We start from the raw sequence: 15328 nt of genomic DNA on the forward strand, positions 1-15328 counted from the left end.
GACTGGGTTGGCGGTTCATTAACAATTGTTAATGTCCGGGGGAAAGCGAGGATGACAAATCCGTAATCGAATCGACAGCTTTGCACGCCCCTGCACTGACTAAAATCCACGCCGTCGCATGCGAAGGACGCCGGCCGGAACTCGCCCCGGCGCAGCACCACCGCAAAAATGCAGCCTTTGGTCTGAAATTGCTTCGCTGGAGAGCACCGCATGCGCCAGCGAGCGAACCTTGTCACCCTGAAGAACTGGAGCGGGACATGCCTGAATGGACTTCGGCAGGATCTTCGATACTTGCAGCATTCATGGCCTCGCTGGTCGAGTTCGTGGAGGCACTCACCATCGTGCTGGCGGTTGGTACCGTCCGCGGCTGGCGCTCGGCGCTGCTGGGGACTGCAGCCTCGCTGGCCGCCCTGATGCTATTGGTTGCAGTTGCTGGCCCCGCGCTCGCCAGGATTCCGCTGCCGGTGGCCCAACTGGTCGTTGGCACGCTGTTGCTGCTGTTCGGCCTGCGCTGGTTGCGCAAGGCAGTGCTACGGGCGGCGGGCATCTTGCCGATGCACGATGAAGATCAGGTGTTCACCGCGGAGACCGAAGCCTTGCGCCGGCACACCGGAGCATCCGGCAGGGCGATCGATGCGGTGGCATTCGCGACCGCCTTCAAGATCGTGATGCTCGAAGGGATCGAGGTGGTGTTCATCGTCATTGCGATTGGCGCGAGCGGCCGCGTGATCCTTCCCGCGTCCATTGGTGCCGGCCTTGCGTTGCTTGTGGTGGTGGCGCTCGGCGTGTGGCTGCATCGACCGCTGGCGAATGTCCCGGAGAATGGCCTCAAGTTTGGCGTCGGTGTCATGCTCGCTGCTTTCGGCACCTTCTGGGCAGGCGAGGGTATTGGCCTGTCGTGGCCGGGTGAAGACTGGGCGATCCTGGCACTGATCGGCGTCTTCGGCGTCGTTGCGCTGGCCATGGTTCATCTCTGCAGGCGTCTGCGCAGGACGTCCTCGGCGCTGCCGATCTCAGCCCCCGGCGAACGTCCGCCCACGCGGGGCCTCCTCGCGCATGTGGCCGAGGAAGTGATGGGACTTTTCGTGGATGACAGCTGGCTGGCCTTCGGCGTGGTGGCCTGGGTGATAGCTTCGTGGGAGATAGGCGCGATGCATGCCGTCGCTGTGGTCAGGGCGGGGCCGCTGTTCGCGGTGGGACTGATTGTGCTGCTGGCGGCTAGTATGGTCCGGCGTGCGCGCGCCTGAGGGGCAGTCTCCCGGCACCACTTTCCCGTACCGAGGTAGACGCCGATCTGATCCGGCTGGAACAGGCCAGCCACACACTGGGCCGGGGCGACGATGCGACCTATCCCGAAGATGGTTGGCAATCTGCTCCGGTAATTCTACAAGAATGCTTCTGACTTATCGTCCGCTGGACGATTATTGAATCTGTCATTCAAAAAAGGCCATCGCGGAATGGCGATGGCCGTAGAAGACCCCTGCAGGTTGCAGGAGTGTCGATAACACTTGCGTCAGAATCTGTGTCGGATACCGAGCACCGCACCGGTTTGATTGGAGCCTGGCCAGACACTCGTTGGGCTACCACTGGCCGCGTTGAAACCGTTCACGCCAAGCTGCGACCCGCCCTTGTTTCTGACGTATCCGAGGGTCAGGTATGCATCAGTACGCTTTGAAAATGCATAGTCGGCCGACGCCACAAGCATCAGTGGATCAGCGTTCGACTGACGTGTGTCGGTGTAGTATGCGGCTCCGGTAAGCGACAGCGCGCCGGTCGCGACGTAGCGTAGTCCTGCATAGTACAGGTTTGAGCGTACGTTGCCATTGGCGCTGCCGTTCAGCCAGCGGTACCCGGCGAATGCCTTCATTGTGCCAAAATCGTACGTGCCACCGACCAGCAGGCGGCGATCTTTCTTATCCTGTGTCGCAATCGTGCTGCCCTGGAATTCATCGTAGACCAGGCCGGCAGAAAGCGCCCCAGTTTGATAAGAGAGCGAGCCTCCGATATTCCGGTCGATCCGGAAATCACCTGGCACCTCTCCCGCGCCCGTTCTGCCGAAACTATAAAGCGCCGCGGCAGTCAGGCCACCGAACGAGATGTTGTACTTTACCGCGTTATCGGCGCGCCCAGCGACAATGGGATCGCTGCTGTACAGCGAGTAGCGCACAGAAATCGCCATTGGATCGAGTTGCTCCGACAAGTCGTACATCGGAGTGGTTTGTCGGCCAAGCTTCAAGGTACCGTACTTTTCGCTGGAAAGGCCGACAAAGGCGGCGCGGTCGAATAGCCTGCTGCCGCCGTTGTTCAATCCCGAATCCACGGAAATGCCGCTTTCGAGCTGGAAGATTGCCTTCAGGCCGGCGCCCAGGTCTTCCAGACCGCGAATTCCCCATCGTGAGGTCGACAGATTTCCGGATGACATGCGCGCCAGGTTTTTGCCGCCGTTGGCGGTGGGTGCGTTCGACAGGTATTCGATGCCAACATCGGTCACGCCGTAAAGCGTAACACTGGATTGTGCGAATGATGTACCAGACGCGATTGCCAGGAGAGCCGCCGAAGTCAAGCCCGATTTAATTCCCACTTTGTTTCCCCTACTTGTTTATTGAACTAAATGCCACCAAAAATCCCGCGCAGTATAGAGAGCGCCATCTTTCGGTTCGATTACGAAACAGTTACGGTGCACCGGGGACGGGTTGCACCAATCCTTGCTCAGCGACATGGTCTCCGTTCACAGTCTGGCCGTGGCTATGGCTGTGGTTGTGGCTGAGCTCGAGCCGGGCGACCTGCGGTCTAACGCGCTCGCCGCCCAGTTGTCGCGGGCCAAGGTCAAGCGACCTGGCGCGCAGAGAAGGTTGTGTGTCGCAAATTGACACATCAATGTCCTGACCCCCCCTCCGATAACCTGTTCAAGACACATCTTCCAAATATGATTGAGAAGGTTCCATGAACAGTGCTCCGCTTATCAATTCCCAACTCAGCGTCGCCGGGCGCCTGACGATTGGGTTCAGTGTCGTCATTGCGCTCTTTCTGGGGGTTGCCGCAACCGTTCTCTACACCAGCGCAAAGCTGGAGGAGGCGGAACGGTGGAACACGCACACCTATCAGGTCCTTGATAAGGCAGATCTGCTGCTCAAGAGCATGATCAACATGGAAACCGGGGCCAGAGGTTTCCTGATTTCCGGTGAAGACATATTTCTTGCCCCATGGGCCGCGGGCTTGCGTGATCTCGAATCCGGGCTGGCAGATGCCAGGCGCTTAACCTCCGACAACCCGGCGCAGCAAATGCGGCTGGATAACATGAAGGCAAGGAGCGACGAGTTCGTGGCGGTGGCGAACTCGTTGATTCGGCTTCGCCGGGATGTGTCTGCCGGAAAGCGGGAGATGCCTGAATTCATCGCTGAATTCACCAAGGCAAGGGACAAAGCCGCGATGGATGGCTTCCGGGCGGTCGACGGGGAATTCGACAAGGCGGAGCGAGACCTGCTTGTCACGCGCACTGTGGCTGCCGACGCCATGCGGTCACTAAACCACAATGTGACGATCGGGGGCGCCGTTCTTGCCATCCTCCTGGCTGCAGCCATGGGGATCTGGGTGACACGGGCGATCACGCGCCAGCTTGGCGGGGAGCCCAGCTACGCCGTGAACGTTGTAGGCGAAATTGCCAGAGGTGACCTTGGCGCCGATATCCGCGTCGCGGCGGGTGACAGTAGGAGTTTGCTTGCGGCGATGAAATCTATGCGCGACAGCCTGGCACAAATGGTGATCCAGATACGCAGCAGCAGCGACTGCATTGCCACCGGCTCGGCGCAGATTGCAACAGGCAATACAGACTTGAGCCAGCGGACCGAAGAGCAGGCCAGCAATCTTGAGCAGACCGCAGCGTCCATGGAGCAATTGTCCAGCACGGTACGGGCCAATGCCGAGACCGCGGCCCATGCCAATCAACTGGCCGCCGAGGCGTCGGCGGCAGCAGTCAAGGGCGGTGAAGTCGTCGGCGCGGTGGTTTCCACGATGCAGGAGATTGCGGCTTCGTCCAGCAAGATTGCCGACATCATCGGCGTCATCGATGGCATCGCCTTCCAGACCAATATTCTGGCACTCAACGCTGCGGTGGAAGCGGCGCGTGCTGGTGAACAAGGCCGCGGCTTTGCCGTGGTGGCCAGCGAGGTTCGCAGCCTGGCCGGCCGCTCCGCGAGCGCGGCCAAGGAAATCAAGTCTCTGATTGGCGCCAGTGTCGAGAAGGTGATGGCGGGGACGCGTCAGGCGGATGAGGCGGGCATTTCCATGGGCGAGATCGTGTCGCGGATCCAGCGCATGACCCAGATGATCGGTGAAATCTCCAGCGCCTCCGCTGAACAAGCGACAGGCATCGGCCAGGTGGACGATGCTGTGAGCCAGCTCGATGTGGTGACGCAGCAGAACGCCGCGCTGGTGGAAGAGAGCGCGGCGGCGGCGGACAGCTTGCGGCAGCAGGCGGCACGACTCGCCGAGGTGGTGAGCGTGTTCAAGCTCGGAAGCGGAGCGATTTATCAGGTAGCGCAGGTACCGGCCGTTGCAACCGGCGCCGAGCGGGCCATGGCACCGGCCGCACGGTGAATGCGGCACGCCAGGCCATCAGCTTCGTCGGAACGCATCATGACGCAGATCGTTGAAGCGCACAACGCGGTTCCGCTCGGGATTCAACCCAACGACCGTCCGAGCGCGCAAGGCGCCGGGTCGGAGAGCGGATGCTCATCCTCGTCAAGATCGGAATGCTGATGAACCAGGATTCGGGGCTGATTGACAGCTTCGCGCATTGAAATGGTTGCAGGCAGCACGCGTTACGGAAATGTAATCCGATCCGCCGCCGCGGAAGTCTATGCTTGGCCGAACATCAATGTACTAATAAGGCCGGCAACGGCCAGGTCGATCAGCCAACCACCATGTCTAGCATTCGGTCCAGTGCCCTGACAGCCTTCACCAGCGTCGTCACCCGCCTGGGCGGCTCTCCGAGAGACCTGATGATGGCGGCGGGCATTCAAGAGGATGCATGGCTTAAGTCCGGTGCCTTCGTTCCATTCGAAACCTTCGCACTGCTGCTGGAAATGGCCGCGGAATCGCTCGGCTGCGCTGATTTCGGACAATGCCTGGCGAACGGCCAAAGCGTGTTTACGCTAGGTCCGCTGATCTTCATGGTCCTCGGTGGCTGCACTGTCTGCCAGGCGTTCCAACGTCTGGATCGGTACTTCCACCTCTATGTGACGGGGATACGCCCGACGCGATGTTCCGGGCAGCAACGAGACACGACTGAGATCCGACTGGAGTTCCGGATGGAGGCTGCATCCAGGTACGCACAGGCTGGCGAATTTCTCCTGGCAACCGCGTACAAGGTTGCCAGGCTGCTCGCAGGTCGCAAGGTAGACTTCGTGAGTGCCGTGGCACCGTCACTGGCCATGCCCGGTGATGCCCCGGCGAACGCCACTCATGAGCCGTTTGTACGCCTCGGCCGCGGTGGGGATCACTACAGCCTGATCGTGGACAGGCGGATCATGGAGTTGACGGAGCCATATCGAAACAAGGCAATCAGGGAGGCTCTCGCCGAGTACGTGGCCTCATTCTCGGTTGACGGGGAGCTTTGCCTGGCCGATCAGGTGTCTCGTGCTATCCTGCATCTCCTGCCCACGGGGTACTGCAAATTGCCAGCGGTGTCCTCTTGCCTTGGCTGGCACCCCCGTGGCTTGCAGAGAGCATTGACACGTCATGGCTTGCGATTCTCCAGTCTCCTGGCGGAAGCAAGACGTGAGATGGCACTACGCTACGTGGCAGACGGAATACCGCTGTTGATCCAGGCGTCGCTGTTGGGATATGGCGAGAGTGCTTCACTGCACAGGGCATTCAGAGCCTGGCGCGGTCTGCAATGACATCGGCCCGACTGGGCAGACATCCAATACGATCCTGATGTAACGGTGGCTGAAGCTGGGCATGCCAGTTGTCATCAAATGCCACTTCCCGGCAAAAGGCGTCTTGCGGATACTGTGTCCCGCAATGCGTGAATCGAACTTTGATCGTGCGAGTTGTATCTCGTTGAATCGAGGCGCCGCTTGCATGGCGTCGGCATCCCTATTGCTGTGTGGCAGCTATAAGCGGCAAACGGAACGGCACTGTCTATCACTGGATTGCGGACGGCGTGCGGGGTAGCCGTCCGCAATCACTTCACGTCGCCACCCGAGCACGCGCTGGTGCTGTGCTGCGATGAGAAGCGCCAGCGCTATCAGGATCACTGCTATCGCTTGAATAGAGGCCGGGATCGGGCTGCCGAGAGATCATTCCGCGACTGACGGCAAAAGCGGCAGTAAGGCTCCAGGTCGATCACGGCCAATGACGCGCGCCCTTACGGCAGTTCGTCGAGCAGCGCCCGCGCCAGCGGCAAGTCAGTGGTGTCGAAGCCTTCCGCGAACGCGCCATAGATCTGAGCCAAGTGCTGCCGGGCTGCTTCTGCCTTTTCCTGTCGTTGCCATAGTCGAGCCAGGCTCAGTGTTGCGCGCAGCTCCAGCGACTTCGCACCCTGGTGACGAGATACCGCGATTGCCTTGTGAAAACACGCCTCGGCTTCCCCAACATTCGCGGAGGGGGCGCCTTCCATGCCGGACGCAAGGAGCATCAACTCCCCTTTAAGCCTGCGCAATTCCGCTTCATAGAAGCGCTCCCCGGTCCTATCGACGATGCCCAACGCCTCGTCCAGCACGTTCAGCCCCGCGTGCGCCTGCCCCGCGTTCCCGTAGCATTCGGCCAGCAGGGCCAGGAAATACGAGCGCTCCCGCTCAGCCCCCGTCGCCCGGTAGGCGGCAAGACCCTGGCGGATCTGGGCGATTCCCTCCTCGCTGTTCCCCTGCACGGCCACCGCCCAGCCGCGGAGGATGGGCGCCCATGCCAGCCAGAACGGAAATCCCTGTTCGGTTGAGAGCGCCATGGCGGCCTCGGCCGCCTCCCGGGTCTGCCGCGCGTCACGCCGAAACTGATGAAGCTCTGCCATAAAGACCAGGCAGTGAACCAGACTAAATGGGTGAGACATCTTCCGGGCCAGGGCAAGCGCATCCTGGCCCCGCTTGCCGGCCTGATCGGCATGGCCCTGATACCACAGGATCCAGGCCACAAAGGTCAGGCTACGGATGCCCGGATCCAGCCCGGAAGCAAAAGCACGGGTTTGGTGCAGCCCGGGCCAGTAGAGCGCGAGCGCCTGCTCGTGGTGGGCACGAGCTGTGGCGAGGTCACCTTGGAAGTACAGGGTCGCTCCCAGTGCACTATGTGCTTCCACCAGCAACGCCGAGTCCTGCGTGTTCCGCGCTATGCGGAGCAGCCGCTCACCTAGCTCGCGTGCGATAGCGTACTCTGCGCGCAACTGATAATAGGTCCGCAGTCCTAGGAGCGCCGGGAACAGTTGCGAAGCTTCCCCGACCTGATCGCACAGCGCCAGCGCGCGAGTGTAGGTCGTCTCCACCTCCTGGGCGGCATAACCTCGAGCGGCCATCAGGGCCGGGCCGATGGCAAGCTGCAGTGCGAGCTCCTGCTCGGAGCGTTCGGGCGCGTCGGGCAGGCGCTTGAGCAGTTCCAGCGCCAAGCCGAGGTGCCGGATCGCTTCGAGACTGGCGGAACGCTGGAGGGCCTGTTTCCCCGCAGAGTGCAGATACTCCACAGCTTTCGGAACGTTGCCGCTCTGGCTGTAATGGTGGGCAAGCTCGCTGCAGTACTCCTTGAGCTGGGTAGGATACAACGCCTCGATGGCCTGCGCGGTGCGTTCATGCAGCACGCAGCGCTGTTCTGTGAGCATCGAGTTCTTGGCAACCTCCTGCGTCAGTGCATGCTTGAACGCGTATTCCACCTCCGGGAACGCGGGCCGCTCGTAGATAAACTCGGCGGCCTCCAGGCGCGACAACAGGCGGCGCAGTTCGCCTTCAGGCCGGCCGGCGACCGCCTGCATCAGGCTCCAGGGAGATTCCGTGCCGACCACGGCCAGGGTCTGCAGCAGCCCCTTCTCCTCACCGGGGAGCCGATCCATGCGAGCGGCAAGCACGCCCTGCACGGTGGTCGGGATGCGAAACGCGGTCGGCGTCGTCTCGATCCGGTAACCTCCGGGCTCGCCGAGCAGCGCTTTCTCCTCGGCCAGGGTCTGGACGACCTCCTCCATGAAGAAGGGATTGCACTCGGTCTTCTCTAGGATGAGCTGCTTGACGGGCCTCAGTCCAGGATCGTCCCCCAGCAGGACGCTGAGTATGTCCTGGGCTTCCGCGGGGCCCAGAGGATCGAGCCGCAGCTGGGTATAGTAGCTTTTGCGGTCCAGGTCATGCTTGTACTCGGGCCGGTAGTTCAGTAGGAGGAGGATCCGGGCACTTGTCATGGAGTCGACGAGGAACCTCAAGAAGGCCGCCGTGTCGCTGTCCAGCCATTGCAGGTCCTCGAACAGGAGCTCAATGGGCTGATTGAGGCTCTCGCGCGCTAGCAGGCGCATGATGGCCTCGAACGTGCGCTGCCGCCGGATGAGCGGGTCCATGCTCGGCAGTGCCGAATCCGGCTCGCCGATGCCCAGTAGATACAGCAGGTAGGGCAAAAGGTCTTCCAGACTGCGCTCGAGCGTCAGCACCTTGCCCATGACTTTTTCCCGGCACCGTTGGTCGTCGTCTTGGGCGGTGATCTGGAAATAGTTCTTCAAGAGCTCAATCAGGGGCAAATAGGCAAAAGACTTGCCATGCGAAATCGAAGCGGTTTCGAGCACAAGACAGCCTCGATGCGAGCGCTCTTTGAATTCATGGAACAGCCGCGACTTCCCGACCCCGGCTTCCCCCAATACCCCGACGATCTGCCCGTGTCCTGCCCTGGCTTGGTCCAGCGCCCGGTGCAACTGCTCCAGTTCGGGCTGGCGCCCCACAAATCGGGCCAGGCCACGACGCTCGGCCACTTGCAGGCGCGTGCGCAGTGGCCCCAGGCCAAGTAGCTCATAGACAGTGAGCGGCTCGGGGATGCCTTTGACCTCGGTGTCGCCCAGGGTCTTGAACTCGAAATACCCTTCGGCCAGCTTATGGGTTGACGCGCTTACCAGGATGGACGAGGGCGCGGCAATCGTTTCCATCCGGGAGGCGATATGGGTCGTGTGCCCAACCGGTTCGTAGTCCGTGTGCAGGTCGTCCTTGCGAATCCAGCGCACCACTACCTCACCCGTGTGGATGCCCACCCGGATCTGCAGCGGGATGCCTCGCTCCAGACGTATCCGATTACTGTGGCGTCGGATTGCTTCCTGCATGCGGAGCGCTGCATACAGCGCCCGCTGAGGATGGTCCTCATGGGCGATGGGGGCGCCGAACAGGGCCAGGATTCCGTCGCCCAGCGACTTTGCCACGTAGCCCTCGTAGTGGTGCACGGCCTCCATCATCAGGGCGACGACGGGGGCGATCAGGCGGTCGACTTCTTCCGGGTCCAGGTTGTGTATCAACGCCGTCGAGCCGGCCATGTCGGCGAACAGGACGGTGATGGTCTTGCGTTCGCCGGATGTGTCGTCACCCCGCGCTTCCAGGGCAGCCTGCTCGGCCAGGATGCGCTCGGCCAGATAGGGAGGGGTGTACTGAACGGGGGCGGCGGGCGACGCTTGCGAACAGGCGCCCAAGGGCGCACCACATTGATTGCAGAATTTGGCGGCCGGACCCGAATCCTGGCCGCAGCGCGGATACACGCGTACCAGCCCGGCTCCGCACCCCTCGCAGAATTTGGCTCCGGCTGAATTCTCTAATCCGCAGTTCGAGCAGCGCATACAACCTCACTTGCGCACCTTCTTCAGATTAAACGCCTAACCAGCATCTGCGGGCAATCAGTTGACGCAAAATTCGATCGATTGGAAGAGTGCCAGGGCGTCGAAATGGATTGCGTGAGATCGAACGCGCACTTTCCATGCGGAGGGCCTCGGCCGCCTCCTTGGCCTGTGCCACATGTCCCGTAACGCTCCATACATGCGCTTCTCGGGTATCGCGCGCGATGCGGCTGTTCGCCCAGTCATCGGGCCCGCGTCGGCCGGCCTGGCCCTGGGACTTCGCGCAGGACGAGCAGTTTATTCCCTGCACCCCGGCACGGGGCTATCCAATACGCTCAGAACGATTACAGTCTTGTCATTCCGCGCAGGGTGCGCCGGGATATGATCACTGCCTGCAATCCAGACGGCAGCAGCAGGGGGGCGCAAGGCAATGAAGATCCTGGTGGTGGAAGACGAGCCCAAGACGGCGGCGTACCTGCGCAAAGGCCTGACGGAATCGGCCTTCGTGGTGGACGTCGCGGTAACGGGTGCCGATGGACTGCATCAGGCCATGGAGCATGCCTATGACCTGATCATCCTCGACGTCATGCTACCCGGGATGAACGGCTGGGACCTGCTCAGGCAACTGCGCGAGCACAAAGACACGCCGGTATTGTTCCTCACCGCCCGCGACGACCTGGAGGACCGGGTGCGCGGCCTGGAGCTTGGCGGCGACGACTACCTGGCCAAGCCGTTTGCGTTCGTGGAGTTGCTGGCACGCGTGCGCACATTGCTGCGGCGAGGGCCCTCGCGCGAAGCCGACCGGATAGAGATCGCAGACCTGGAAGTAGACCTGATTCGCCACCGCGTTACCCGTGGCGGGCAGCGCGTCGACCTGACGCCGCGTGAATTCGCGCTGCTGCACTTTCTTGCGCGGCGGCATGGCGAGGTACTGAGCCGTACCCAGATCGCTTCACACGTGTGGGACATGAACTTCGACAGCGACACCAACGTGGTCGATGTTGCCGTCCGGCGGCTGCGTGCCAAGATGGATGACCATTTCGCGCCGAAGCTGATCCACAGCGTGCGCGGCATCGGCTACGTCCTCGAAGCGCGCCAGTCGTGAAGTCAGCCGGCTCGCTCACCGCGCGGCTCGCGCTGGCCTTTGCGCTGATTGCGGGGGGGGCCTTTGCCGGGGTCGGGCTATACCTATATCATGCGCTGGCCATGCAGATCGTCGAGCGGGACGACGCGGAACTTCTGCGCAAGGCCGCCCGCGCCCGCGCCGAACTGGCCGAGACCGGATCGAGCAACGCCGAGGGGTGGAGCAAGCTCGGCGGCGTGGTCGCCGGCAATGCCGAGTATGGCTTGCTCGCCAGCGCGCCCGACGGCACGCCGCTGGTAGCAGCGGGTGCAGAGCCGGGCGTGCCGCCCGAAGCGCCGGTGCTGCCGCCGGGAGCGCCGATCGGGCCGGCATCGATTCGCGCATGGAGCGGCGCCGACGGACTGCCTGTACGCGGCATCTCGATGCTCGCGCACGCCGGCGCGCAGCCGCTGCCGGTGCAAGTCACGGTCTACCAGGTTGCAGCGTCGCGCATGGCACTGTTGCGCGCCTACCGTTGGAAGCTGGTCTTGGCGACGTGCCTCGGTGCCCTGGCCGCGGGCGTGCTTGGCTATGCCGCCCTGCGCACCGGCATGGCGCCATTGCGTCGCATCGCCGCCGGCACCCGGGCCGTGACGTTTACCAGCGGAGCGGTACCCGTCGATCCGTCGCTGCTTCCCGTGGAACTTAATGAGCTGGCGCTGGCGTTGCAGCACATGATCGAGCGGCTGCGCGAGCGCTACGAGCGCTTGTCGCAGTTCTCCGCGGACCTGGCGCACGACTTCCGCACGCCGATTAACAACCTGCTCGGACAGACGCAAGTGGCGCTTGCCAGCGACCGGTCGGTGGAGGAATACCAGGCACTCCTCGTGTCAAACGTGGAAGAATACGAACGCCTTGGACGGATGATCGAGAATATGCTGTTCCTGGCCCGGGCCGACAACGCGCGCGTGGCGGTGCACTACGCGGTGCTGGACCTTGCCACTGAGCTGGAGCGGCAGGCGGACTATTTCGAGTTGCTGGCGGACGCCCGGGGGGTCACCATTCTCGTCGATGCCCAGGGCCAGGTCTATGCGGATCCCGTGCTGCTGCGGCGCGCCGTCGGCAACCTGATCTCCAATGCCGTTCGCTACGCGCCCACCGGCACACAGGTGCGACTGTGGGCGCGCGAGGTGGGCACGCAGGTGCGGATCGAGGTATCGAACCCGGGCCCGGGCATTGCTGCGGAGCATTTGCCGAAGCTGTTCGAGCGGTTTTTCCGTGCGGACCCCGCCCGGGCCAACTCCGGCGAGTCATCAGGCATCGGGCTTGCCATCGTCAAGACCATCATGGATCTGCATCATGGCACCGCGCAGGCGGAATCGACACCGGGGCAGGAGACCTGCTTCCGGCTGATTTTTCCGGGCCGCGCGGATCCGGGCCAATGACTCAGCCTTGCGCCGGCAGGTGGGCGCCATCGAAGTATGGATCGCGCGCGTTGTGGTCGGCGCCGTCCGTGAAAGGGTCGCGCTGGCGGTGGACCTGGTCGGTGCTGCTGGTTCCGTTGGCGTCGCCGGGTTGATCGGTGGCTGAGGCAAAGGGCGCTGCGGAGCCCAGTACCGTGAGCAGCAGGGCGGCAATAAGGATTCGGCGGGTAGGCATCATGACACTCTCCGGTTGATTTGTGCGGCGCGGATCGTCGCGCCGTGCAAAGCAGTGTATGTATCCGATGCCAACCAAAGCATTGCTGCTTGATGACAGGGTTGAAAGCCTCCGTGAGCTACTGTGAAGCGATGCCGTCGCGTATCAGGTTCAGGGCTATGGCATGCCACTGCTCACCCGGGGGCTGCACCCGCTACGGCGCTTGGGCCCGCCGGCAATCAGACGAGTCAGGTCTGAAACGATGTGGTCGAATCCTCCTCCCCCAGTATTTCACCAGATGTGGTGCGAGATTCCCGATGCTGGCCCATGCCTCTAACGCGTGCCCGTCGCCTCAGGGATCAACCACCGACAGGTAAGCTGCAGCCTCTTCGATCTGCCGTTCGTTCAGCGTGGCCGCCACTGCCGTCATTGTTCCCGGCTCTGGCGTTCCCGCCTTCGCGCGGGCCTGGAATTCATGGAGGCGGTTGATGACAAATGCCGCCGGTGCACCGGCAATGCTCGGATAGCGCGCGCCGTTGCCTTTTCCACCGGCCGCATGGCAGGTGAAGCAAGCGGGAACGTTCGGCGCCGCTCCTAGCTCGGCTAATCGCTTGCCGGCCATCACCAGATCGGGCGGAGGTGGGTGTGCCCCCTCCACCCGCGGAGGATGCTGGGTTGAAAAGTACACCGCGAGGCTGCGTATCTCGCTGTCAGAGAGATCATGTGCAACACTTTGCATGACGGCACTCGCACGGGTTCCTGCCTTGAACATGGATAGTGCATGCGCAAGATAGTCCGGATTCATTCCCGCGAGCCTTGGTGCGCCAGCTACCGTACCGGCTCCCAAGACCCCATGGCACGAGACACAGCTGGCAAGGGAGGGCGCTAGCGCACTGGGAGCAGGATCCGTCGCCGTGACCGCGGATTGCGCATGACAGACGCCGGAAACAGCGATGAGCGCCAGCAAACCAAGCCGCAAGCGGCTGCGTCGCAATCTGGGAGGGTAGTGGCCGGTCATGAGCATCCTCCTGGTAGGCGTTGCCCGGACAATGATTCGGCAGGACTATGCCGGACCGATACTGACAAATGAGTTGCTGAGACAACTACGAAATTGTCATGATAAAAGCGTCATTCTTGCTCCCGGTACGGGACGGCGCCCGATCCATCGATTGATTTCCCTTTCAACTCAGCAGGTTAGTTTAGAAGCCCATCGGATACCCATCCTTGCGATGGTCCGACGCCGCCGCGTAGCCCTCGTCCAGCCGCATCGCCAGTTGGGCGGCGCCAAACTCCATGCTGTCCGGCGCCGCCACTTCCACCGGGTGTCCCATCGCCCGCAACGCCTCGACGGTGGCCGGAGGGCATTGCGCTTCCAGGGCCACGCCGTGGTTGTCGTCCATCACGCGCCAGCGCGGCGCGTCGCAGGCCGCCTGCGGGTTCTGGCCGAAGTCGGCCAGGCGGCTGGTCATCTGCACGTGGCCTTGCGCCTGCATCGAACCGCCCATCACGCCGAAGGCGGCGAGTGGGTTGCCGCCGCGCATCAGGAAGCCCGGAATGATGGTGTGGAACGGCCGCTTGCCGGGGCCCACCTGGTTCGGATGGCCAGGCTGCAGCGTGAAACCCCAGCCGCGGTTATGCAGCGCAATGCCGGTGCCGGGTACCACCACACCCGAGCCGAAGCCCTTGAAGTTGGACTGGATGAACGACACCATCATGCCGCTGCGGTCGGCCACCGTCATGTAGACGGTGCCGCCGCTATGCGGCTTGCCTGGGCCCGGCTGTGAGGCCCGCTCCGGATCGATGGCGCGGGCGCGCGCTGCCAGGTAGGCCGGATCGAGCAGGTCGGCCGCGGTGATGCCCGTGGTGGCGGCCATCGCGTCGGCATCGCCGACATAGGCCTGGAGGTCGGCGAAGGCGAGCTTCATCGCCTCGATCTGCAGATGCGTGGCGCGCGCCGAGTCCACGCCGGCGCCCGCGATATCCCAATGCTCCAGCATGCCCAGCGCCATCAGTGCGCCGATGCCCTGGCCGTTTGGCCCGATCTCGACAAGTTCGACATCGCGATAGGCCATGCGGATCGGGTCCACCCAATTGGCGCGGTGGGCGGCCAGGTCGGCCTCGTCCAGGCGGCCACCGGTGGCGCGCGCATGCGCGGCGATCTTGCTGGCCAGTTCACCGTGGTAAAAGTCGTCGCCCATGCTGCGCGCGATACGGGTCAGCGTGTCGGCCTGGCCGGGGCAGGTAAAGCGTTCGCCGGGCTGCGGTGCGCGGCCGCGCGGCGCGAAGGCCTCGGTAAAGCCCGGCTGCCCGCGCAGCACGTCGATCTGCGCCTGCCATTGCCGGTGCACGGTCGGCGACATCACGAAACCGTTGCGCGCATATTCCAGTGCTGGTTCGAACAGGTCTTCGAACGGCAAGGAGCCAAACCTCTCCCAGGCGGCGCGCCAGCCCGAGACAGCGCCGGGCACGGTCACGCTGTCCCAGCCCTTGTACGGCATTGCCGCATGGTGCGAGAACGAGTCCGGCGTCCAGGCGCGAGGCGCCCGCCCCGACGCATTGAGTCCATGCAGCGTCTCGCCGTCCCATATCAGCGCGAACGCATCGCCGCCGATGCCGTTCATGCAAGGTTCGACCACCGTCAGTGCGATCGCTGTGGCAAGCGCCGCGTCGACGGCATTGCCCCCGCGCGCCAGCATGCGCAGCCCCGCCGCCGCCGCGAGTGGCTGGGAGGTTGCGATCACGTTGTCGGCCAGCACCGGTACGCGTTTTGAGCGATAGGGGAAGTTCCAGAATGCGTTCATGTCGTTGGGAAAGGAATCAATGGGGAGCGGCGGCAAGCGCCACTCTTGCAG

General features: G+C 63.1%; 10 protein-coding genes. 5 read left to right on the forward strand and 5 right to left on the reverse strand.

The features are described 5' to 3' along the window. The first annotated feature begins 302 nt into the window (after positions 1–302). Positions 303–1247 carry a hypothetical protein gene (locus VSR71_RS18380; RefSeq protein ID WP_342915278.1) on the forward strand — a complete coding sequence of 315 codons (945 nt, stop codon included), beginning with the start codon at positions 303–305 and terminating at the stop codon, positions 1245–1247. Between the two features lie 266 nt (positions 1248–1513). Here VSR71_RS18380 and VSR71_RS18385 read toward each other — a convergent pair whose 3' ends face one another. Then, positions 1514–2575 (reverse strand): porin, encoded by a 1062-nt coding sequence (locus VSR71_RS18385; protein WP_428979429.1) that lies wholly within the window; start codon positions 2573–2575, stop codon positions 1514–1516. Positions 2576–2943: 368 nt separating this feature from the next. Here VSR71_RS18385 and VSR71_RS18390 point away from each other — a divergent pair, with 368 nt between their 5' ends. Beyond that, positions 2944–4596 (forward strand): methyl-accepting chemotaxis protein, encoded by a 1653-nt coding sequence (locus VSR71_RS18390; protein WP_342915280.1) that lies wholly within the window; start codon positions 2944–2946, stop codon positions 4594–4596. Between the two features lie 266 nt (positions 4597–4862). Then, positions 4863–5900: an AraC family transcriptional regulator ligand-binding domain-containing protein gene (locus VSR71_RS18395; RefSeq protein WP_342915281.1), complete on the forward strand. Its 1038-nt coding sequence runs from the start codon at positions 4863–4865 to the stop codon at positions 5898–5900. 470 nt (positions 5901–6370) lie between these two features. On the opposite strand, the gene VSR71_RS18400 is transcribed toward VSR71_RS18395, so the two are convergent. Next, a complete protein-coding gene (locus VSR71_RS18400) occupies positions 6371–9778 on the reverse strand; it encodes an adenylate/guanylate cyclase domain-containing protein (protein ID WP_342915282.1) in 3408 nt (1135 codons plus the stop codon). Positions 9779–10205: 427 nt separating this feature from the next. On the opposite strand from VSR71_RS18400, the gene VSR71_RS18405 reads away from it, so the two are divergent. Continuing rightward, positions 10206–10880: a heavy metal response regulator transcription factor gene (locus tag VSR71_RS18405; RefSeq protein WP_342915283.1), complete on the forward strand. Its 675-nt coding sequence runs from the start codon at positions 10206–10208 to the stop codon at positions 10878–10880. Beyond that, the gene (locus VSR71_RS18410) at positions 10877–12283 is read left to right on the forward strand and encodes a heavy metal sensor histidine kinase (protein ID WP_342915284.1); all 1407 of its coding nucleotides are present in this window, start codon (positions 10877–10879) and stop codon (positions 12281–12283) included. The genes VSR71_RS18405 and VSR71_RS18410 overlap by 4 nt, the downstream gene beginning before the upstream one ends. A gap of 1 nt (position 12284) precedes the next feature. On the opposite strand, the gene VSR71_RS18415 is transcribed toward VSR71_RS18410, so the two are convergent. The 3 genes from VSR71_RS18415 to VSR71_RS18425 all read right to left on the reverse strand — a co-directional run bounded on the left by VSR71_RS18415 (position 12285) and on the right by VSR71_RS18425 (position 15277). Further along, the gene (locus VSR71_RS18415) at positions 12285–12500 is read right to left on the reverse strand and encodes a hypothetical protein (RefSeq protein WP_342915285.1); all 216 of its coding nucleotides are present in this window, start codon (positions 12498–12500) and stop codon (positions 12285–12287) included. Positions 12501–12828: 328 nt separating this feature from the next. After that, the gene (locus tag VSR71_RS18420) at positions 12829–13500 is read right to left on the reverse strand and encodes a c-type cytochrome (RefSeq protein ID WP_342915286.1); all 672 of its coding nucleotides are present in this window, start codon (positions 13498–13500) and stop codon (positions 12829–12831) included. 175 nt (positions 13501–13675) lie between these two features. Next, complete coding sequence (locus tag VSR71_RS18425; protein ID WP_342915287.1) at positions 13676–15277, reverse strand: gamma-glutamyltransferase family protein; 1602 nt, start codon at positions 15275–15277, stop codon at positions 13676–13678. Positions 15278–15328 lie beyond the last annotated feature (51 nt).

This window comes from Cupriavidus oxalaticus, from assembly GCF_038900635.1.
Lineage (GTDB): Bacteria > Pseudomonadota > Gammaproteobacteria > Burkholderiales > Burkholderiaceae > Cupriavidus > Cupriavidus oxalaticus_B.